Genomic DNA, 20452 nt, shown 5'->3' with positions numbered 1-20452 from the left:
GTGTAAAGCCTGTTGGAGTATTCATGTGTCTACGCCCGAAGCCCTTCGGCATAGGACTTGATATGGGTCAATTCCTGCAGGAGCTTGGATATTTCGGATTTATTTCTTAGGCTCGCAACCGCGCCTATTACGTTATTTTTATGGCTAATGATTGGAACGCGGTTTACAAAGAATGAATTTCCGTTAATGGTGAATTCCTGGTCATATTCAGCTTTTCCGCTTTTGACTACATGAAGGAGCTGGGAATTAGAAATAACCTCTTCGATCCTTTTTCCCCTTAGCAGGACATGGTTTGGAATGTCCAGGATTTTATGGGCAGTTTCATTGACTACCGTAATTTTCCCTTCGGTATCGATGGCGATAATCCCTTCATAGATGGATTCAAGGATTGCATGTTTTTCCTGGTACATCCAAGCAATTTCTTTTGGCTCCAGCCCCAAGATCGCTCTTTTAATATTCAGTGAGATTAATAGCGCGGCTGCCAGGCCGCCAAACAAAATGGCCATGGTCGCAATGAAAATTTTCTTCCGGATTTTCGACACTTCGCTCTCAATATCCGTCTGGAGGTATCCGACAGAAACGACGCCAATTACTTCCCCTTTATGGAAAATAGGCGCTTTCCCGCGAAGTGAAGGGCCAAGGGTTCCTATCGATTCCGAGATGACTGACTCCCCTTCAAAGACTTTGACATTGTCGCCTCCAACCATCTTTTGACCGATTCTCAAAGGATTCGGATGAGAGTAGCGAATTTCCTTCCTATTCCCTACAACAATAAATTCGGCATCGACCTTTTCCCTGATTTGCTCCGCAATAGGCTGGATTATGGCGGAGGGGTTTTCCCTGAAAAAGGCTCTCTGGATTTCCGGCATATTGGCAATGGACTGGGCTACAGAAAGGGCTTTTGTTCCTTTTTCATGTTTTAGGTTCTCTTCCATGATTGTTTTAAACGTATATTCGAATATCCCGCCAATCAGCAGGATGACCAAACTTATGCCAACCATCAACTTTGTATGTAAGCGCATAACAGCCTCCCTCTTCTTATCATAATGAATCATGAATATTCTGCCAACAGGATACTTTTTAAAAAAACAAAAAACTCCCCGAAAGGAGTTTTTGCAAATCATGCTTCTTCATTAATGACAACCGTTTTTCCTTTTAGTTTCATCAATACTGGAACGACCAGCCATAAGATGGTCATCAAGATGAAAACTAGCGAAAGGGGACGGGTAAAAAATGGTGTGAAATCTCCGTTTGAAATGGTCAAGGCCCTCCGTAAATTGTTTTCCAGCATTGGCCCCAAAACAAGTCCAAGGACGAGCGGGGCGATCGGGTAATCATTTTTCCCAAGGAAGTAGCCCGCAAGCCCGCAGAATATTAGAAGCAGCAAATCATTGACCGATACCTGTACCGCGTAAACGCCAAAGATAGATATGGCAATAATGATTGGTATTAGGTACTTCTTTGGGGTCTGGATAATTTTCGCGAATACTCTTACAAGCGGGAGGTTCAGCACCAGAAGCATCACGTTACCAACAAACATGCTCGCGATCAGCCCCCAGGCTACCTGGGGGTGGCTTTCAAAAAGGAGCGGCCCCGGCTGCACATTGTACATCATAAACGCCCCCATCAGGATGGCGGTCGTACCCGAGCCCGGAATTCCGAGTGTCAAGAGAGGAATCATCGCGCCGCCTGATGCCGCATTGTTAGCAGATTCTGGAGCGGCAACCCCCTCAATCGCACCTTTCCCAAATTTTTCAGGATTCTTCGAAATCCTTTTTTCAAAAAGATAGGAGAAAAAGGATGCTAGAGTCGCCCCCGCCCCTGGCAGGATTCCGATAAAAAAGCCAAGCAGTGACCCCCTTGCGATCGGGCCGGCTGATTGCTTCAGCTCTGCTTTCGTCGGATACAGGTTTTTAATGGCGGCGGCTTGGGTATCTTCCGAATCCTTTTCCAAAATTGTCTTAAACACTTCTCCAAGAGCAAAAAGTCCGACAGCGATTGTCAGGAACTCAATTCCTTGATAAAGCCATGGCTGGTTGAATGTAAACCGGGCAATTCCCGACACACTGTCAATCCCGATGGTTCCCAGCAAAAGCCCCATAATCGTCATAATCAAGGCTTTTGTCACTGACTTTCCCGCCAGCCCGCTAACAGCTCCAAGGCCTAGGAGCATCAATGAGAAATACTCGGCGGGCCCAAACTTAAGCGCAACGTTTGACAGTGGTGTTGCCAGCGCAACAAGTGCGATCAAGGTGAATATCCCTGCGACAAACGAGCCTATTGCCGCAATGGACAAAGCGCTCCCGGCTCTGCCCTTTTTGGCCATCTGGTAGCCATCAAGGGTTGTAACGACCGATGAAGATTCTCCAGGGGTATTTAACAAAATCGACGTTGTCGATCCACCGTACATCGCCCCATAATAAACGCCAGCCAAAAGGATAATCGCGCTTGTCGCAGCCTGCTCGGGAGGCAGGTTCCCAGTAATAGAGGCTGTAACCGGAATCAGAAGCGCCACCCCGCTCATAGGCCCGATGCCGGGCAAAACCCCGACGGCCGTGCCAATTAAAACCCCGACAAAAGCAAATATCAGATTGTACCATAATAATGCCGTACCAAATCCATCCAACAAATACTGTATAACGTCCACTTTACCTTCCCCTTCCCTTATCTAAAACCAAACCGGCCAGCCGGGAAGCGTTCCTTTAAGCACTTCGACAAACATAAAATAAACCCCATATGAAAAAATGGCTGAAATGATTAAAGAAGCCACCCATTTGGAACGCTCCATTACCTGGAAGCAAACAAAGAGAAACACAAATGTCGTGATGACATAGCCGACTTTCTCCAAGGTCAATGCGTAAATGATGGTCGCTGCGAAAATGATAAGGAATGGTTTATAGTGGAGTTTTTCCTTTTTATCCCCGCTGCTTTTCCTTTTAAAAGTCTCATAGAAAAGCCGTATGCTCAAAAGGATAAGCAATACGCCCAAAGAGAAAGGAAATATATCGGGGCCAACACTGCTTCCGTAGGCCGTCGCGGAAAGTTTTTTGCTCCCGATCGAAAATGCGAGGCCAACTGCCAGAAAGAGTACCGATGCTGCCCGATCAAACTTGTTATCCATTGCAATTCCCCCTAATGCCCTGAAGTTTTCATATCAACTTCAGATTTGGGCCAAAATTTAAAATCGGGAAGGAGAAGAACCTCCTTCCCTCCTTATCCTATTTTTGCATTCCGAGTGCTTCAAGAAGCTTCTGTACCTGGCCTTCCTGATCCTTCAAAAACTTTTTGAAATCATCGATGTTTTTGTATTCCATTTCCCACCCCTGGGTTTCAACTTCTGATTTCCATTCAGGTGTCTCAACAAGTTTGGCGATTGCATCATCCCAATATGCCTTTGCTTCATCAGACATTTTCTCAGGTCCAAACACGCCGCGCCAAATTGTAAATTCAGCGTTTACACCCTGTTCCTTCGCGGTTGGAACATCCGCATAGTCCCCTCCAAGTCGTTCAGAAGAAGTGACAGCAAGAACCTTTACTTTCCCGGCCTTCACGAATTCCTTAACGCTTGAGGCGTCGGTTCCAATGACGTCGGCATTGCCTCCAAGAAGAGCGGTTATCGCTTCGCCGCCGCCATCATAGGAAACATATTTTACCTTTGTCGGGTCGATTCCATATTCAAATGCAGGCATGATGGAAATCAAGTGGTCCATCGAACCAGGTGCGGAGCCCCCCGCGAATGTCAGCTTGGCAGGGTCCTTTTTCACCTCATCCAACACGGATTTCAAATCAGTAAATTTGGAATCCGCCTTAACGACAATCGCCCCATAATCACGTGTCAATTGCGCCAATGGCGTCGTGTTTGCATACCCGTACGGGCTGTTTCCTTCCTTTTTAAGATTGTTGATGATAATTGGCGGTGAATTAACAAACAGCATTTGGTTGTTTGATGCATGCTGGGTTGCGTACTCAGCCATGAAGACCGCACCGCCGCCGCCAGGCTTATTTTCGACTGTCATTGGCTGCTTGACCAATTTGGTTTCGGCAAGAATCTTTGTAAACGAGCGCGCAGTTAAATCCCATCCACCACCCGCGCCGGATGGAGCAACTACTGTTATAGCTTTGTTTGGATAATCAGAACCGCTTTTTTTCTTTCCCCCCGCAGATTCCTTTTCACTGCATGCCCCCAGACTTAAAGCGAGTACCCCCGCCGCAGCCAGCAGTGTAAATTTCCTTAATGCTTTCATAAAAATCCCCCTCGTCAAAATGAAAACGTTTTCTTAATTTTATTAAAGATTTAGAAAATTGAAATATTATACAATTAAAACACATTAAAAACTTTAACTGATTTTTGTTCATTTTGTTCACAAGCCAGGATCGCCCCTTCAATGAAAAAATTTATTGATCAGAAAAAGCCGCCTGAAAATCAGGCAGCTTTTCTAGTATGCGAATCCTATGGTCCGTTACCTTCTTAAAGGTATTTTCATTTCTTCGCCAACCTCAAGGATTACATCCGAACGGTCCTTCAGTGGCGCGAAGAACATGATGAATCAAGAGGGCCTCGTACCTCGCCTTTGCTGAAGATAGGATCGACCCTTTCGCCGGCGGATTTCAGGAAGACGCATGATTTTCCTTCATCAACAATATAGCCGTATTCCTTGTCAATTTTCCGGATTTTTTTTAAGGCGGCGTTGTCATCCCGCCAGCGGGATCGTGATGGTGATTAGCGTCCCTTCATTCAGACGGCTCTGATAGACAATGCTCCCATGATGCTGCTTAATAATTTTATGGCAAATCATCAAGCCGAGGCCCGTCCCTTTTTCCTTGAGGGTATAAAAAGGCTCGCCAAGCCGGGGAAGGATATCCTCAGGAATGCCGCAGCCCTGGTCCTGTACTGTAATGATACATTCTCCTGCTGGACTTCTTTTAAGGGCGATTTGGATTTCCCCTCCGTCCCCCATCGCTTCCATCGCATTTTTGAATATATTCAGGAACACCTGCTTTATTTGATTCTTTTCACATTTAATCATGTATTCGGGTTCTTCATACAAGAAGGTGAATTGGACGCCTTTCAAATGAGCCTCAGGGGAAAGGATGTCAATTGTATTTTCAATTATGTCCGTTATATTCGCCTGCTCCAGGGTAATTGCCTGGGGTTTGCCGAGGGACAGCATTTCGCTTGTGATTGTTTCGATCCGGTTCAGTTCACCTAAAATCAAATCATTAAACTTGAACTCAGGATTTTCCGCTTTATAAAGCTGGACAAATCCTTTAATTGTCGTCAGGGGATTGCGGATTTCGTGGGCCACACCGGCGGCCAACTCGCCAACAACTGACAGCTTCTCTGTCCGCAAGAGGATTTCCTCAGCTTTTTTCCGTTCGGATATATCCCTGCTCACGATGACAATGTGCTCAAGTGAACCGTTCGATTCCAAAACGGGCATGCAGCGGGATTCAAATTCAATCCACCGGCCATCCTTATGGTGCAATCTCAGTTCAACCGAAATCGTTTCTTTTTTATGAAAAACCTCTTCAATCGCCCTTCGGCAGGGATCAAAATCATCCGGGTGGATTGTACTCAATATTCCCATTTCGTCAATCTCCCGGGAACTGTAGCCAAGAGCGGTTCCATGGGAAGGGGAAATATAGTTGAAGAATCGATCCTTGCCCATAACGGCAATAAGATCGGAAGTATTTTCGGCTATAAGACGGTACTTTCCCTCGCTCTCCGTCAAACTCTCCTTCATAGCGTTCTTTTCCGAAATGGTCCTATGGAGTTTTTCATACGACTCAATAAGGAGGGCGCCAAGCAAGACTCCAAAAAAGATAAAGACCAGGTATTGGATGTGGAATAGAGGATCATTCCTAAAGACGCCGAAGACAAACGGTATCATGACACTGTAAATGACTGAATAGGATCCGTAAAGGATGACGCACATAAGCGCAGGACGCACATGGTTATATTTCCTATGAATTAAAGTAAACGCTGAAATAATCACAAACCAGCCTCCAACGGCTGGAAACCAGTGCGGGCTTTCCAGCAGCCTGGCACTTAGGGCAATGCCCCCTGCAAGCAAACCTGGAAGCGGCCCAAGATAAGCAAAAACGAGGATTAGCACCGCATACCGGATATCGTATAAATATCCCTGCTCGTTAATGGATAGCCGCACGAGTATGGAGGAAACAATTCCGGCATACAGACCGGCAAAAAGGCGAAAATGTTTAATAGGATTAGGTTTCATGAACGAACGAATAACCAACGGAGTATTTACCATCAATGAAAAAATGGATAGGTTCAAAACATAATCCAGTAACATCCCCACACCTCCGGTTAAATAGATAGAAAAGGTATTTCTAATTTGAGTAAACCACAACTTTCACCATTTTTATACATTTTTTTAAAAAATAAACAACCCCGCTCTGCTTGAACGGGGTTTCTTTTCATCGGCAAAGAGCGTTAATCCCTCTCCCTTTTGCCAATATTCACGCGCTTGATCTACAGTACGGCTGTAACGGCTTTTCCGATATGTTCGTCAAGGAAATCGGCGACGCCTGTATAAGCCGTTATGTTGTTTTGCAATTTTACAAAGAAATGACCTTCGTCCTCGAAACGGATGTAATGGACTGGATGGTTCCTGGCTTTCAGGTCGTTGACCATCTGCTCGGTTTCCTCGATTGGCACACGCGGGTCGTTCGCCCCATGCAGCATCATGACAGGGCACTCGATATCCTTCGTCCGGTGAAGCGGGTCAATTTCGTCGAAGAAATCGCCATCCGCTTCGATGCTGCCGTATTCGGCTTCCCTTAGCTTGCGGCGCCAAACACTCGTGTTTTCAAGGAAGGTCTTGAAGCTTGAAATGCCGACGATATCGATTGCGGCAGCCCACAGCTTCGGATAGTGGGTGATGGCGGCAAGAACCATGAATCCGCCATAGCTCCGGCCCATGACCGCGATTTTATCAGGATCGGCGTTTCCGTTCTCCTTCAGCCAATCGACAAGGGACACAAGGTCCTTAACCGAATCCATCCGTTTCCGGACATCATCGAGGTGGGAATAGCTCTTTCCGTATCCCGTGCTCCCCCTCACATTCGGAGTGCACACAGCATAGCCCCTGCTTAGGAAATATTGCAGGAACGGATTATAAACGGCGCGGATTTGCGACTCTGGCCCGCCATGGACAAATACAACAACCGGCAGCTTTCCTTCAGCGTTTTTCGGCCTGTAATAAAAAGCAGGCACCTCAAGTCCGTCAAACGAATTGAAGGTGATCAGTTCCGGTTCAACAAGCTGCTCTTCAACAACCGGCAGGCTCGAAACAAAGGTCAGCCTTTTCGTGTTTTTCGTGGCAACATCAAGCTCCCAAATGTCCGATGGCTGGGTGGAACCATTCAGTACATAAGCCAGCTTTTTGCTGTCAGGGGAGAAAGAAAGTTCGGAAATCACACCGGCAGGCGTCTCCCATGTTTCGATGGAACCATCAGCAAGGTGATAAAGCACGCCTTTTGATATTCCGCCGGCATTGACTGTATAAGCTAGCATGTTCTTATCCTTGCTCATCGCCAGCCCTTCCAGGTCCCATTCCCTTTCATCGAGCCATGCCATTTCCTTCGTTGCAACCGTAATGGCAGCCAAGCCGGAAAACTCACGGCCCTTGTTTGTCAAAACGTAAATTGTGCCCCCATCCTTGCTGAACTCTGGGTCTTCAAACTTGGCTTCCCCCTCATGGAGGGTCAGCCAGGAAACTTCCCCGCTTTCAAGATTGAGCAGGCCGAGGTCGTTATCCAGATTGGTATTCACCCTGTCTACAAGCAAGGTTTGGCCGTCAGGCGACCATTTTCCCGCATGGTACATGCCATCCCCATCGAAAACCTTTTTAAATTCAACCGTTTCGAGGTTTTGGATGTATATATCAAATTGGGCTGCATTCCTCCTGTTGCTCGCCCACGCGATCCATTTGCCATCAGGGGAGCTTCCGCCGTATTGATGGATATGGTCGGGCGAATCGGTAAGCGGAACAAGAGTCCCATCGTCATTCAAAAGGAATAGCTGCTGCTTTTCGTTCACCCCGGCGTCCATTCCGATAATCCGTTTTGATGTACCTGCTATGTAGCTGACGAACATGATTCTTTCTTCGGTAAATGAATTTTGCGCTGGCCAGCCGCCTTTCAGGCTGAGTTCCCACACTTGAGGCAGGCCGGTATAATCGGTGATGAAGCTAATTTTATTGCCGTCTGGATGGTAAATCGGCTTCTTCGCTGTCCGAACATGCAAAAATGGCTGAATTCCTATTGTCATTTTGAGTTGGTCCTTTCTTTTAAAAAATATGCTTAATTAATGTGTTCGAATTTAATAAATCACGCCTCGACTTTTTCTGCGGCGAGTTTAAGGGCTTCAGGGAAACCTGCGAGCATATGGGCCATATGGACAATTCCCTGCTCGAAGTCTTCAAGTCTGATTGATTCATTTGGCGCATGTGCCTTTGATTTTACCCAGCCGACTCCGGTGCTGACGATCGGCAGCTGAAGCAGTTCCCCAAAAATAAACATTGGTCCCGTACCGGCGGAATTCGGTGCCAGCACACATCCGGCTTCGTATACATCATTCGCGGTGGCGACAACGTGTTGGATGAACGGATGGCTGTAATCCGAGCGGTATGCTTTCTGTCCGTTCAACGACGTGGCTTTTACATCATGAAAACCGTGCTTTTCCAAATGCCTTTCAACGCATTGGAGGATATGGTCCGGATCCTGGCCTGGTACTAGCCTGCAATCAATCTTCGCCTTCGCGCTTTTCGGCAGGACGGTTTTCGAACCCTCGCCGGTATATCCGCTGACCATACCGCAAATTGTCATCGTCGGATGGAAGACCATAGCCTCGCGCGGATCCTCACCTTTGGCGGCCGTAATGAGCGGACGCTTCAGGCCATAAAGGGCCGCGGTTCCCTCTTCATTGAATGGGAGCGCACGGACAGCTTCCAATTCTTCTTCCGTTGGCGGAATCATGCCGTCGTAAAAGCCTTCGACTAAAATCTCGTTTCGCTCATTCCTCATTGTGGCAAGAGCCTGAACAAGCCGCCAAGCCGCGTTATCCACATAGGCGCCAACCGAAGAGTGCATATCTATCTCGGCCCCGATGCAGGTAAGTTCGAGGTACGCCATCCCTTTTATGCCGGCGACCATATTAATCCTTTCCTCGGCATCCTTTCCTCCGAACTCCCAAATGCAGGCATCCGCCGCGAACAAGTCCTTGTATTGTTCCAAATAAGGTGCAAGATTCGGGCTGCCGATTTCCTCTTCGCCTTCGATAAGGAATTTGATATTGCATGGCAGGCCGCCTTCCGCTTTTTGAAGCACTTTTATGGCGGCGAGCCTTGCTACAAGGTCTCCCTTATTATCCGCTACCCCGCGTGCAAACAGGATGCCGTCTGTGATGACTGGGTTGAACGGATCCGAATGCCACTCCTCAAGAGGCTCAGGCGGCTGGACATCATAATGGTTATAGAATAATAGTGTCTTTTCCGAATCTCCGCCTTCCCCAGCCGGGAAAAACGAGTAAACGACCGGATTTCCGCCAAGCCCATCGAGAACCTGGGCCTCCCCGCCAGCTTCCCGGACCATGTTCACGACAAAAGCTACTGTTTCCGGAATCGCTGTATTTTGGGCGGAAATCGTCGGCAGCCTTAAATACTCCTTTAAAATCTCGATTGCCCCTGGCATATGCTCCTTCGCATACTGTTTCAAATCTTCCAACTGCAACCTCGCCATAAACCTGCCCCCTTTTTGAAATAAGTCCAGATAATATTTCGACACCCGAAGAACCAATCCCTCCTATTTTCAAAATATTCTTTTAAAAAAGAATTTGTTGGGTGGATGATCCATAGGCTTATGCTGGAAAAAGGAGAGGCGGCAATTAAACCGTCTCCCCCTAAATATCACCGCTTTGGCAAAAGAGGCTGGCTTACCCCTTCGACGCCAACAAGACCGAGCATCGTTAAAAAGATATTTTGCACCCCTTGATATGCGCCGGCTGGGTCGTAATATTCCTCGAGGGTGTGGCAGCCGCCGAACGCTCCTCCCCCGCCAAGTGTAACAGCCGGGATTCCAAGACTTATCGGAACATTGGAATCTGTGCTCACTGGCCCATTCAGTACTGGCTCAAACCCTAATGTTGCGGATGAAGCCATTGCCGCCTGGACGATCATGCTGTCCTCACGCTGGGAGCCCGCGGGCCTGTCCCCGACAAGCTTGATATCCACCTTGATTGCATCCGTGTCCCAACGCTTATTTTCCGAATCGGCCGCTTCACTCATAATGCTCAACGCCTTTTCCTCAAGCTTGGATAAGGCATCCGGTGAAACGGAACGTAAGTCAAGGAGCATTTCGGCACTCGCTGAAATCGTATTGACCGATGTCCCGCCTTTTATCGTCCCGACAGTAAAAGTCGTTTTTGGTTCTGCAGGCGTTTCGATATCACTAATCCCCGCGATCGCCCGGCCCAAGGCATGGATTGCGCTCGGCTTTCCAAAATCCCCGAAGCTGTGTCCGCCCGGACCAGTATAAGTAACATGATACCGCCGGCTTCCAGTGCCAAGATAGGTAATCCGTTCCGGACTGCCCGGTTCGATCGAAATAAAGCCATCAATATCGTTGTTATTTTCAAACAGCGCTTTGACGCCGTTCAGGTCCCCAAGGCCTTCTTCCCCGACGGTGGCGCCGAACAGGATGTCCCCGACTGTATGTATGCCTGATTTTTCAAAAGCACGGAGCAGTGTCAGGACAGCGGCGAGACCGCGTCCATCATCGGCAATGCCTGGCGCATAAATCCTTCCATCCTTCTGTTTTGCCTTCACATCGGTTCCTTCAGGAAAAACAGTGTCAAGATGGGCGCACACAACCAGCGTTGGCCCGTTGCCACTCCCTCTCCTGATTCCAAATACGTTTCCTTGGCGGTCGGCCGTGACATTTTGAAGTCCGTAACCGATTAATCTCCTTTTATAATCCGTTCCACGGACCGATTCATCGTACGTAGGCGCCGGAATCTCGGTGATTGCAATTTGCTCGCTCGTTGTATAATCATTATCCTGCTCCAGGAAATCCAACCCCTGCTGTACGAATGCATCTTTTACAAGTACTTCATAAATACTTTTTACATGTTCGGAAATAAGCGCAACTGGATTTTCCTCGGCCTGCTTCAACTCTTTTGCCATTTTTCCTACCTCCCGTGTTGTCATAGGCTATCAACTTCAACTATACTCCGATAATTCAGAAAATTAAACAACAATGCATTCTGGCACGGTATTGTTTTTATAAACGTCTTATTGTTCAACGTGGTTTGAGTGACTTCCTTTCTGGATTTTCTCTAATCAATGTCACTCAACGGGAAATGGTCCGACCCCCGGGATTTCGACTATTCTTTGTCACTCAGTATTGCGCCTAACTAATTTCAAAAAAGTTTACTAGCCAAAAAGAAAGAGAGTAATCTTCAAGATCGATCCTCTCCTCCACAAAAATATAGTTTAATAGCAGATCATCGATGCGAAGTCCCTCGGATAATACGTCAGCATTTCCATCCCATTTTCCGTTACGAGGACTGTGTCGGAATGCCTGAATCCCCCGAGGCCCCTGACATAAATTCCAGGTTCCACTGTAAACACCATTCCTGGCTGCATAATTGTCTGATCCCCTAGATCGAAAAACGGTGCCTCGTGGCCGAGAAGGCCAATCGCGTGCCCAGTATGGTGCTGGACAAGATGCTCGACTCCCGTTTCCTTCCAGAATCTTTGCACGGCCTGCTCGACAACGGAACACGGTTCGCCAGGCTTGATTGCGGCGAAAGCGGCCTCCTGGGCATCATACATAATATGAAAATACTTTTCCTGTTCCTTACTCGCTTCCTGGACAAACATCGTCCTTTCCAATTCGCTGTGGTAGCCCCATACATCCGCCGCAGCTCCGGTAACGAGTGTATCGCCTTTTTTCAAAATAAGATTTTGGGTCACGGCGTGAGGGAATGCGGACATTTCCCCTATCTGGCCGCGGAAGATTGCATAGGCAGTCCTTCCATGCGGGCGGTAATCTTTCCCTAGCGTTTCAATCATTGCCATAGTTGCTTCGGTGGAGGCCTTGCTCGTAATCTCGATTTCACTCAATCCGGCCTTTGAATATTTTTGGAGAAGGCGGTGGGCGAGATTCCCCCAGCGGCAAGATTCCTTGATCAATTCTATTTCGGCCGGGGACTTGATGAACCTCAATTCTTCCACAAGCCCTTTCAAGGAGACAAATTCCGCTTCGAGGAAATCGCTCACAGCAGGGCCGCGATATCCCATCGATGATCCATAGCCATTCGCATCAAAGCCTACAGTCTTTCCTGAAAAACCAGCTTCTACAAGGGCATCCTTCAAATATTCCATTGGATGCCGAAGACCCGGATATTCCGGATACGAATGGACATGGTCAACGACAGCAAACTCCTCCGCATGCTCATGCTCAAGCGCCGGGACAAACAGATGCGTCTTATGCGACGGATCCACAAAAAAGCCAATCGGCCTCTCGGTTGGGTGGAAATGGAAGTTCGTCAAATAAAAGATATCCGTCACGCTGAACAAGATCGCACAATCCGCTTTCCTTTGGCCAAACTGCGAAATAAACTTCCGTTGCCTTTCAAGAATCTCCGATTTCAAAATGGTTAAAAGCATTCATTCTCATCTCCCTTGTCTTTTTAACAACAGCCTTTTTACATTTACAAAAGGAGTCAGGAATTTTCACACCAACAATGAGCAAATACAAAGAAGCCACCGCGGATAAATTTCCGAATTATTCCCCTTTTCTGAAATTTAATAAACGTTCTTCCATTTGTCAATGATAGTTCGACTGTCTAAACAATTAACTTCCGATAATCAATTACCGTTGGCCTAAAAATGCCCACGATGAAAGACACGCTTAATTTCCCATTCCCTTTCCATTATTTATACTTTATTGTATAATTAGTTGATTTTAACCGAACTCCCCAAGCCGTTCAGCGGGTTTTAACAGGAAGAGGTGATGAGGATGGCGGAGCCAAGAAAACCAACAAAGGAAAGAATTCTTGAATTGTTAAAGAAGGAAGCCAGCGTGACGGTCGCTTCTCTGACAAACCATCTGAATATTACCCATATGGCTATCCGGAAACATTTGAACGCGCTCGAAACAGACGGCCTGGTTGCATCCCGTGAGGCCAGGCAGCCGATGGGGAGGCCGCTGCAAATTTATTCGCTGACTACGAAAGGGGAAGCTTTGTTCCCAAAAAATTATGAAGGAATAACCCTTGAATTCCTTCAGGATATACAGGATTTATACGGCGAAGGAGCGGTCAATGAGCTTTTTCAAAAAAGGGAGAAGCGCCTGACTGAGGAGTATTCGCGGAAAATGGCTGAAAAGCCGAATCAGGATAAAATTGAGGAAATCGTCAGCCTCCAGAACGAAAAGGGCTATATGGCAGCCGCCACGAAAATTGACAATTATACCTATGAACTGGTTGAATACAACTGCCCTATCCTAGCAATTGCCAACCATTACAAAACAGCGTGCAAGTGTGAAACGCAAATGCTGAAAAATGTCCTAAAAACCGAAGACATTAGCCGCGTCAGCTGCAAGGCCGACGAGGATGACCATTGCCGCTTTAGAATCGCATTTAACGCAAATAAATAAAAAAACACTTTTAGCCGGGGATACCCCTTCCTAAAAGTGTTTTTTTGTCGTTATTTATTTCGCCGCTGAATAAAGTTTGTTTACTTCATCCCAGTTGATCACATTGAAGAATGCTCCGATGTAATCAGGGCGCTTGTTTTGATATTTCAGGTAATATGCATGCTCCCAAACGTCAAGGCCAAGGATTGGAGTCTTGCCTTCCATCAGCGGGCTGTCCTGGTTTGGCGTGCTTGTCACCGCCAATTTGCCGTTGTCTACAATTAGCCATGCCCAGCCAGAACCGAATCGGGTTGTTGCAGCTTTCGTGAACTCTTCCTTGAATTTGTCATAGCTTCCGAAAGCTTCGTTGATCGCGTCCGCGACTTCGCCAGTTGGAGCGCCGCCGCCATTTGGCGAAAGAAGTGTCCAGAACAAGCTGTGGTTAGCGTGGCCGCCGCCATTGTTGCGTACAGCCGTGCGGATGTTTTCCGGAATCGCATCAAGGTTCGCGATAAGTTCTTCGATTGTTTTTCCGGAAAGATCGTCATGGCCCTCAAGCGCCGCGTTCAGGTTGTTCACATATGTCGCATGGTGGCGGTCATGATGGATTTCCATTGTTTGCGCGTCGATATGAGGCTCAAGCGCGTCGTTTGCATAAGGCAATGCAGGCAGTTCGTATTTAGCCATTTTTTCTATCCCCTTTTATGTAATTTGAATACGATTTGATTATAAAACTGTCTCCTTACTTTTTCAACTAAAACGTATAAAAACCAGATTAGACACATACCCCCTTACTCAAATGGAATAATACGATTAAAAAAGCAAAGGAGCTCCGGGATGCAACTAACAGACTTGATCGCCCGCCTTGCCTTATCGTATTTTACCCTACTCGTGCTTATGAGAATCACCGGAAGGAAAGAAATTTCCCAAATGACGGTCTTTAATTTTGTTTCAGCAATTTCCATCGGTACAATCGGCGCATCGCTCGCCATCGATTCTTCCATAAGCATTAGGAATGGGCTGATTGCTTTGGCAGCATGGACCCTGTTTACAGTTTTAACTGGATTTCTCGATATTAAATCAAGAACCGCACGAGGCATTGTCACCGGAGAGCCCATCATCGTAATTAAACATGGGAACATAATGGAAGAGGCACTTAGGAAATCCAGGCTGGATGTGGATTCTTTAAGAGCTTTGCTGCGAAAAAAAGACGTATTTTCCTTCTCCGAGGTGGATTATGCGATTTTTGAAAAGGATGGCACCCTGTCTGTTTTAAAAAAGGAAGGCGAACATCCCCTTACAAAAAACGCATTGAAGCAAACCACTGCCGCGCCAAAATTGATTCCGATGCCAACAGCGGTCATTTCCGACGGCCAAATTATCGAGGAAAACTTGCGGAAATACAATTTGGACCTGGAATGGCTGGACAGTGAGCTGCGGTCCTCTGGCGTAAGTGGCCTGGAAGATGTTTTTTACGCGGAAATTGAAACAGATGGAACGCTGTATGTCGATTGGAGGCGTGACCGTCCGCTTCACTGAAAATTGGCGGCGGCACATCTGCTTGGGGCTCTCAAGAAGATTCCCCTGACTCCTCTTCCGTACCTGGATCCATATTTTCCGGGCATTCATCTTTTACTAGAGCGCCCATGCCTCCCATTTCCGGCGGGCGATTGACGCCGTAAGTCGCCCCAATATTCAGTTGCCCGCCAAGTTCCTTGATGCCCAATTGGCCAATCGTATTGTTCAGCTCATATTTATCGACAATTACTTTTTCGATTTTGTATTCCTGGTAAATGACCGGGGGAGGCTGCACGGCGCTTGCCGTTTTTTCTTTGGCGAGGTCTGATTTTAGGCGCTGCTTTTCGGCCTCCTCCAATTCTAAGATCCTTCTACTTTGATTAACCATCACACCTTGCATTTCTGCCATCAGGAGCCCCATTTGCTCGATCTTTAGGAGAAGTTCTGCCGTTTCGCGCGCTTCATTCCGGGCCGGATTTTCCCTTGCAAGCTTCACCCGCTTCGGAATCTCCCTTTTCCTTTCATTCCTCTCCTGGGCCAGGTTATCAATCAGCCCATTCAACCGCCGGAGTTCCGCGAAAAAAGGCTGAAGTTCTCTGGCGACTAGCTGCCTGATCGCCTTTTCGGATTCCTTTCCCTCCCCGGCTTTCCTCTCTTTTACCGGATTGGCAGAAGGGCCGCCTGGCTCCTTCTTTTTTAAAAGCGGGGCCAAATCCCGTTCCCATTGCAAAAACCGTTTAATATGCACATCCAGGGTGTTGATTTTTCTAATGTTTTTCTCCAATTCGGCGAGTCTGCTTTTTATCGCATCATTTTCTTCACCGTTTGTGAATAGTCCTTTAAGAGACATGATTACACCACACTTTACCTGGACATTTTAAAGGACTTTTGAATGGGAGTTGATGGATTGGCAATTGGAAGAATTACAATTAACATTAATGGATGCAAAATCAATTCGATGGAAAATGGTTCGGTCGTTTCGCTAAAAGGGACTGTCCAAAAACGGAAAACGAATTCCTATAAAGAATCATTCGGCTATGGTTATCAAAACGGTGACGGCGTTTTTATACATGGGGAAGCAAGCGCCATACTCGACCAGGACATTGTGGATTCGATCAGGAGGAAAGGAAGCCTTTGATCTATTTGATGGGGATGCTCTCTTCGGGCGTCCCCATAAATTCATACACGATTGTCAGGACTCCGTTTTGGAATGATGCTTCAAGCTTGTTGTCCTTCGCAAGCCTCGGCAGACTGATCACCCTCTCAAACTCACCTGACTTGATTTCCTTTTTAATCTCCTTTAAGCCAATGAACGGGCTGGCGATCCGGCCCCTGATGACAAGCTTGTCTCCCTGCAGCGCCAGAAAAACATCCTCCCTTTGAATGCCCGGCAGCGCGGCTAGCAAGTAAATCCTATCCGCGGATTCAAAAATATCAATTGGGGGGAAAGCGCCTTCCATTCCCGGCCCCATATCATTGAATCCGGAAAAGATCGTATTCGAGTTCATATGCTCTCTCGCGAATTCCTCATCGAAAATCTGCCCCCAAAAGTTTCCGCCCTGTACTTTTTGCGCTATCTCCATCCATTTCTTTAACTTGTCCATATCCATCGAATCACCCTCCAACTCATATAGATAGCTTCTTAAGCATATATTTTTCCAAAAGGGGGGAGACATTTGGCTGTACCAGCTATTAATATAAATATTTTTATGATAAAAATTAATTCCTTTGAAAACGCGTCGGCCGTAAATATCGGACAAAATCTCCTTGCCGAATGGCAGAATTCGGACAAAAGGAACCAGGGCTACGGCCAAAATTATGGGGACGACGCCGCCTTTGTCGGAAACAGGAATATGGTTGACGATAGGGACGCGATCGACTCGCCGGCATCCTTTGACTCGTGCCTGCCTGGAAACATTAATGGGGGATTGGTTCCATGATCTTTCTGCCCTCCATCGCGAATGTCCTCAACTTCAAAGTTAACGTCCTTGACCGCCATTCCCAAATCGCGTTCGGATCCATTCAGCAGGCGGACGTCTTCCTCTCGACAAAAAGGAATATGGGCTTCGGTGAACAAAATGGGGACATCTCCCTCATCAACATCCCGATTAACTTCATTAACGACTCCGATGTGACAGATGGAAATTCAATTAAAAACAGCGTGATATAATCCCACAGAGCTATCTCCGTTTTTAGGGGAAGGCTCTTTTTTTGAAAAAATACTGCCGACTCACCCGGGAACGGTCCTTGAATACTCTAATGGGGAGAGGAGGACCGTGTATGGTTTTGTATAAAGAGGAAGAAGTTGCCCAACAGGACCTTGAAGAGTGGAAAAAAGACGCAGTGCGAAATTTTTCGGAAAAGCTGAGGGACAGGGAAAAGCCGTTTCCCTGCATACCGGCAACGATTGGCCGCCAGCTAGGGCACTTCAGGTTTGCTTTCCTCCCGCACCCATCAGACGCCGATTCAGCGGTACAGCTTGCTGGCGCGCTTGATGAATATGCAAAGAATTACAGGGGGTATGGAAACTATACTTCGCTTGTTCTTTTTTATGATGATACCGGCCGGGACCGTTTAAGTGTGGTACAGTATGAGGAACTCTTTTGGTCACAGTTGAAAGCGTGCGCCAGCCTTGACCCCGCCAAATGGCCGGGCCATATACCTGGGGATGCGGACAATCCACTATGGGAATACTGTTTCAGTGCGGAGCAGTTTTTCGTATACTGCGGAACGCCAGTGCATGAACGGAGGCAAAGCCGGCATTTTCCATATCTGATGCTTGCCATCACTCCAAGGTCCGTTCTTGTGGAATTTAATTCAACGGAGGCCCGAGCCGGGAAAATCAAGGCGGATATCCGTAAACGGCTTGCAGCCTATGATTCAGCACCAATCCATCCGGATTTAAATACGTACGGAAATGAAGACAATTACGAATGGAAACAATATTTCCTAAGGGATGACGAAACAAGTAGGGGCTGCTGTCCGTTCCATCGTTTTATTAGAAGCGGCGGCAGAGCGAAGAATGAAGATGAGGAGTAAAGTTCAGCATGCCTTATTGGCATGTTTTTTTAAGGTCGGAGGAAACCTATATTCAAGAGAACCATCAATAAGGAGGAACTTTTTTGCCACAACTATTCGATAAACCGGGACTCCTCATCCTGGACGTCCAAAAAGGTTTTGACGACCCATATTGGGGTGCGCGAAACAACCCGGAAGCGGAGGACAACATTTATAAGCTTCTGGAGGAATGGAGGAAGCGGGAATGGATTGTCGTTTACTCGCAGCACCTCTCCCTGCTTCCCGACTCGCCGCTGAACTACAAAAATGGGGTTAATATTGAAATCAAAGATCCCTTACGCCCGCTTGCCGGGGAATCTGTCTTTACGAAAAATGTCAACAGCGCGTTCATCGGGACCCCTTTGGATGAATTTTTAAAAGGGCATCAGGTGAAGACGCTTGTAATCACCGGCTTTTCGACGCAGCATTGCGTTTCGACAACCACAAGGATGGCGGGCAATCTTGGGTATACGAACTTCCTCGTTTCAGATGCCACCGCGGCTTTCGAAATTACCGGCCCAGATAACGTGAAGCATCCCGCTGAAGAAATTCATAAAATTGAGCTGGCGATGCTTCATAAGGAATTTGCGACCATTGCCACAACTGCCGATATTTTGGAATCAATTGGATGAGGGGACATAATACTAGCTCTTTCAATATAAAAAAGGGACAAACCCATTAAGGTTCGTCCCTTCGTCTTTTTATTCTCCAGCATGGTAGACCGGCGCTTCTTCGCCTAGCTCTTTTAGGCGCACGGCAACTTCCGCTTCCGTCAACCCTTGTTCTTTTACATAGAGGTTCCGTGGATGGACACGGCATTCATGCGTGCATCCGCGCAAATACTTGTGTTCGTTTTCCTCGGAACAAAGAATTTGCTTGTTGCATTCAGGGTTGGCACAGTTCACGTAGCGCTCGCACGGTTCGCCTGTAAAATAATCCTTCCCGACAACAACGTGTTCGACTTGGTTAATCGGCACGGAAATCCTTTCGTCAAAGACATACATTTTTCCGTCCCACAGCTGGCCCTTAACCTCCGGATCCTTCCCATAGGTCGCGATCCCGCCGTGCAACTGGCTGACATCTTCAAAGCCTTCTTTCTTCAGCCAGCCGGAGAATTTCTCGCAGCGAATCCCGCCTGTACAATAAGTAAGGATTTTCTTGCCTTCAAACTGATCCTTGTTTTCCCTGATCCAGTCAGGAAGCTCGCGGAACGCCTTGATATCCGGACGGATGGCGCCTCGGAAATGGCCAAGATCGTACTCGTAATCATTCCGTGCATCAATCACAACCGCATTCGGATCCTGCATTGCATTAAAAAATTCCTTTGGCTCCAAATAGTTGCCTGTCAGTTCATTTGGATCGACATCATCCTCAAGCCTCAGGGTAACGAGTTCATTGCGCGGGCGGACATGCATTTTTTTAAACGCATGGGTATCCGATACGTCGATTTTGAAAACCATATCGGCAAAGCGCGCGTCATCCCTCATTGCCTTCATATACGCATCTGTTTGCTCAACCGTTCCGGAAACGGTACCGTTAATGCCTTCTTCGGCAACGAGGATGCGGCCCTTCAACCCAAGCTCCTTGCAAAACGCAAGGTGCTGATCGGCAAATTCCTCCGGATTATCAATGTGCACATATTTATAATAGAGCAAAACTCTATATGGATGTGTAGTTGCCATTTTCCTTGCTCCAATCTAAAAGTAGTGTTTCTATACGGCGTCAGTTTTCAACACCGGAATATTTTTATACCAAAAGGCATAAAAACATTGTATAAAAAAATCCGTTATTTTTCAATATGGCCCATAAACCATTCAGGAAATGCGCGTTCTTTTCCTGTCACAAGTGAATTTAGCCGAACAATGGGCAGTCATTCATAAAATGCGAGTTCCTTTTCAATCTGCCTCCTGATTTTTTCAAGGCATTCCTCTGGCGTCTTGGCGAATACCCGTTTTCCATTCACGATGGCAAATGGACTTCTCGCGCACATCCCGCAAAACGAAAGGCACTCATTTTGGAGAACGGACACTTCCGGGTATTCCGATTCAAGGATCGCTTCAATATCATACACGTTGATGCTGTTGCTCTGGCAAATATCCACGATGACAATACCCATTGGCCCCTCCCCCTTTTGTAAAAAACTATATGAATAGTATACCCGTGATTTGGCATGGATATTGGGATTTTGCCTTCAGCGACGGAGGTTGTGAAGAAT

21 protein-coding genes are annotated in these 20452 nt (G+C 47.1%); 7 read left to right on the top strand and 14 right to left on the bottom strand.

Annotated features, from left to right (window positions below):
- Positions 1-29 precede the first annotated feature (29 nt).
- From DRW41_RS23315 to DRW41_RS01520, 9 genes are all read right to left on the bottom strand, one after another.
- Positions 30-1001 carry a PAS domain-containing protein gene (locus DRW41_RS23315; RefSeq protein WP_245959306.1) on the bottom strand — a complete coding sequence of 324 codons (972 nt, stop codon included), beginning with the start codon at positions 999-1001 and terminating at the stop codon, positions 30-32.
- Positions 1002-1120: 119 nt separating this feature from the next.
- Positions 1121-2647 carry a tripartite tricarboxylate transporter permease gene (locus DRW41_RS01555; protein WP_115450207.1) on the bottom strand — a complete coding sequence of 509 codons (1527 nt, stop codon included), beginning with the start codon at positions 2645-2647 and terminating at the stop codon, positions 1121-1123.
- A gap of 21 nt (positions 2648-2668) precedes the next feature.
- Positions 2669-3121: a tripartite tricarboxylate transporter TctB family protein gene (locus tag DRW41_RS01550; RefSeq protein ID WP_115450206.1), complete on the bottom strand. Its 453-nt coding sequence runs from the start codon at positions 3119-3121 to the stop codon at positions 2669-2671.
- A 97-nt stretch (positions 3122-3218) separates the two neighbouring features.
- Entirely contained in the window at positions 3219-4244 is a 1026-nt protein-coding gene (locus DRW41_RS01545) for a tripartite tricarboxylate transporter substrate binding protein (protein WP_115450205.1), read from the bottom strand.
- A 447-nt stretch (positions 4245-4691) separates the two neighbouring features.
- The gene (locus DRW41_RS01540) at positions 4692-6314 is read right to left on the bottom strand and encodes an ATP-binding protein (RefSeq protein WP_115450204.1); all 1623 of its coding nucleotides are present in this window, start codon (positions 6312-6314) and stop codon (positions 4692-4694) included.
- Positions 6315-6493: 179 nt separating this feature from the next.
- On the bottom strand, positions 6494-8293 hold the full coding sequence (locus tag DRW41_RS01535; protein WP_115450203.1) for a S9 family peptidase: 1800 nt from the start codon (positions 8291-8293) through the stop codon (positions 6494-6496).
- Positions 8294-8352: 59 nt separating this feature from the next.
- Entirely contained in the window at positions 8353-9762 is a 1410-nt protein-coding gene (locus tag DRW41_RS01530; protein WP_115450202.1) for a M20/M25/M40 family metallo-hydrolase, read from the bottom strand.
- Between the two features lie 167 nt (positions 9763-9929).
- Positions 9930-11204, bottom strand: a complete 1275-nt coding sequence (locus tag DRW41_RS01525; protein WP_115450201.1) for a M20/M25/M40 family metallo-hydrolase — start codon at positions 11202-11204, stop codon at positions 9930-9932.
- A gap of 309 nt (positions 11205-11513) precedes the next feature.
- On the bottom strand, positions 11514-12692 hold the full coding sequence (locus DRW41_RS01520) for a M24 family metallopeptidase (RefSeq protein ID WP_115450200.1): 1179 nt from the start codon (positions 12690-12692) through the stop codon (positions 11514-11516).
- Between the two features lie 352 nt (positions 12693-13044).
- On the opposite strand from DRW41_RS01520, the gene DRW41_RS01515 reads away from it, so the two are divergent.
- The gene (locus tag DRW41_RS01515; protein WP_115450199.1) at positions 13045-13683 is read left to right on the top strand and encodes a helix-turn-helix transcriptional regulator; all 639 of its coding nucleotides are present in this window, start codon (positions 13045-13047) and stop codon (positions 13681-13683) included.
- A gap of 54 nt (positions 13684-13737) precedes the next feature.
- Here DRW41_RS01515 and DRW41_RS01510 read toward each other — a convergent pair whose 3' ends face one another.
- Entirely contained in the window at positions 13738-14349 is a 612-nt protein-coding gene (locus tag DRW41_RS01510) for a superoxide dismutase (protein WP_115450198.1), read from the bottom strand.
- Between the two features lie 150 nt (positions 14350-14499).
- Between DRW41_RS01510 and DRW41_RS01505 the strand changes: the two genes are divergently transcribed.
- Positions 14500-15201: a YetF domain-containing protein gene (locus DRW41_RS01505; RefSeq protein ID WP_115450197.1), complete on the top strand. Its 702-nt coding sequence runs from the start codon at positions 14500-14502 to the stop codon at positions 15199-15201.
- Positions 15202-15232: 31 nt separating this feature from the next.
- Here DRW41_RS01505 and DRW41_RS01500 read toward each other — a convergent pair whose 3' ends face one another.
- Positions 15233-16030 carry a hypothetical protein gene (locus DRW41_RS01500; protein ID WP_115450196.1) on the bottom strand — a complete coding sequence of 266 codons (798 nt, stop codon included), beginning with the start codon at positions 16028-16030 and terminating at the stop codon, positions 15233-15235.
- Positions 16031-16087: 57 nt separating this feature from the next.
- On the opposite strand from DRW41_RS01500, the gene DRW41_RS01495 reads away from it, so the two are divergent.
- Positions 16088-16318 carry a hypothetical protein gene (locus tag DRW41_RS01495; RefSeq protein ID WP_115450195.1) on the top strand — a complete coding sequence of 77 codons (231 nt, stop codon included), beginning with the start codon at positions 16088-16090 and terminating at the stop codon, positions 16316-16318.
- Between the two features lies 1 nt (position 16319).
- Here DRW41_RS01495 and DRW41_RS01490 read toward each other — a convergent pair whose 3' ends face one another.
- The gene (locus DRW41_RS01490; RefSeq protein ID WP_181884370.1) at positions 16320-16790 is read right to left on the bottom strand and encodes an Hsp20/alpha crystallin family protein; all 471 of its coding nucleotides are present in this window, start codon (positions 16788-16790) and stop codon (positions 16320-16322) included.
- Between the two features lie 99 nt (positions 16791-16889).
- Here DRW41_RS01490 and DRW41_RS01485 point away from each other — a divergent pair, with 99 nt between their 5' ends.
- The 4 genes from DRW41_RS01485 (at position 16890) to DRW41_RS01470 (ending at position 18869) form a co-directional block, all read left to right on the top strand.
- Complete coding sequence (locus DRW41_RS01485) at positions 16890-17120, top strand: hypothetical protein (protein WP_115450867.1); 231 nt, start codon at positions 16890-16892, stop codon at positions 17118-17120.
- A complete protein-coding gene (locus tag DRW41_RS01480) occupies positions 17117-17350 on the top strand; it encodes a hypothetical protein (protein ID WP_115450193.1) in 234 nt (77 codons plus the stop codon). Before DRW41_RS01485 ends, DRW41_RS01480 begins: the two co-directional genes overlap by 4 nt.
- 110 nt (positions 17351-17460) lie before the next feature.
- On the top strand, positions 17461-18219 hold the full coding sequence (locus tag DRW41_RS01475) for a YqcI/YcgG family protein (RefSeq protein WP_115450192.1): 759 nt from the start codon (positions 17461-17463) through the stop codon (positions 18217-18219).
- Between the two features lie 83 nt (positions 18220-18302).
- Complete coding sequence (locus tag DRW41_RS01470; protein ID WP_115450191.1) at positions 18303-18869, top strand: cysteine hydrolase family protein; 567 nt, start codon at positions 18303-18305, stop codon at positions 18867-18869.
- Between the two features lie 69 nt (positions 18870-18938).
- On the opposite strand, the gene trhO is transcribed toward DRW41_RS01470, so the two are convergent.
- Together trhO and DRW41_RS01460 are read right to left on the bottom strand one after the other, a co-directional pair.
- On the bottom strand, positions 18939-19919 hold the full coding sequence (trhO, locus tag DRW41_RS01465; protein WP_115450190.1) for an oxygen-dependent tRNA uridine(34) hydroxylase TrhO: 981 nt from the start codon (positions 19917-19919) through the stop codon (positions 18939-18941).
- Between the two features lie 188 nt (positions 19920-20107).
- Positions 20108-20353 carry a YuzB family protein gene (locus tag DRW41_RS01460; RefSeq protein ID WP_115450189.1) on the bottom strand — a complete coding sequence of 82 codons (246 nt, stop codon included), beginning with the start codon at positions 20351-20353 and terminating at the stop codon, positions 20108-20110.
- Positions 20354-20452 lie beyond the last annotated feature (99 nt).

Origin of the sequence: Neobacillus piezotolerans, assembly GCF_003362805.1 — a bacterium.
Taxonomy (GTDB): Bacteria; Bacillota; Bacilli; order Bacillales; family Cytobacillaceae; genus Bacillus_D; species Bacillus_D piezotolerans.
The sequence above is the reverse complement of the archived record's forward strand: the minus strand, read 5'-3'. Positions and strand labels throughout refer to the sequence as shown.

Bases quoted from the DNA above. Each gene is read 5' to 3' on its own strand.
- DRW41_RS01510 (WP_115450198.1), bottom strand. From the start codon at position 14,349: ATGGCTAAATACGAACTGCCTGCATTGCCTTATGCAAACGACGCGCTT.
- DRW41_RS01545 (WP_115450205.1), bottom strand. From the start codon at position 4,244: ATGAAAGCATTAAGGAAATTTACACTGCTGGCTGCGGCGGGGGTACTC.
- DRW41_RS01550 (WP_115450206.1), bottom strand. From the start codon at position 3,121: ATGGATAACAAGTTTGATCGGGCAGCATCGGTACTCTTTCTGGCAGTT.
- DRW41_RS01505 (WP_115450197.1), top strand. From the start codon at position 14,500: ATGCAACTAACAGACTTGATCGCCCGCCTTGCCTTATCGTATTTTACC.
- DRW41_RS01475 (WP_115450192.1), top strand. From the start codon at position 17,461: ATGGTTTTGTATAAAGAGGAAGAAGTTGCCCAACAGGACCTTGAAGAG.
- DRW41_RS23315 (WP_245959306.1), bottom strand. From the start codon at position 1,001: ATGGTTGGCATAAGTTTGGTCATCCTGCTGATTGGCGGGATATTCGAA.
- DRW41_RS01500 (WP_115450196.1), bottom strand. From the start codon at position 16,030: ATGTCTCTTAAAGGACTATTCACAAACGGTGAAGAAAATGATGCGATA.
- DRW41_RS01515 (WP_115450199.1), top strand. From the start codon at position 13,045: ATGGCGGAGCCAAGAAAACCAACAAAGGAAAGAATTCTTGAATTGTTA.
- DRW41_RS01480 (WP_115450193.1), top strand. From the start codon at position 17,117: ATGATCTTTCTGCCCTCCATCGCGAATGTCCTCAACTTCAAAGTTAAC.
- DRW41_RS01485 (WP_115450867.1), top strand. From the start codon at position 16,890: ATGATAAAAATTAATTCCTTTGAAAACGCGTCGGCCGTAAATATCGGA.
- DRW41_RS01460 (WP_115450189.1), bottom strand. From the start codon at position 20,353: ATGGGTATTGTCATCGTGGATATTTGCCAGAGCAACAGCATCAACGTG.
- DRW41_RS01520 (WP_115450200.1), bottom strand. From the start codon at position 12,692: ATGCTTTTAACCATTTTGAAATCGGAGATTCTTGAAAGGCAACGGAAG.
- trhO (WP_115450190.1), bottom strand. From the start codon at position 19,919: ATGGCAACTACACATCCATATAGAGTTTTGCTCTATTATAAATATGTG.
- DRW41_RS01535 (WP_115450203.1), bottom strand. From the start codon at position 8,293: ATGACAATAGGAATTCAGCCATTTTTGCATGTTCGGACAGCGAAGAAG.
- DRW41_RS01490 (WP_181884370.1), bottom strand. From the start codon at position 16,790: ATGGATATGGACAAGTTAAAGAAATGGATGGAGATAGCGCAAAAAGTA.
- DRW41_RS01540 (WP_115450204.1), bottom strand. From the start codon at position 6,314: ATGTTACTGGATTATGTTTTGAACCTATCCATTTTTTCATTGATGGTA.
- DRW41_RS01525 (WP_115450201.1), bottom strand. From the start codon at position 11,204: ATGGCAAAAGAGTTGAAGCAGGCCGAGGAAAATCCAGTTGCGCTTATT.
- DRW41_RS01530 (WP_115450202.1), bottom strand. From the start codon at position 9,762: ATGGCGAGGTTGCAGTTGGAAGATTTGAAACAGTATGCGAAGGAGCAT.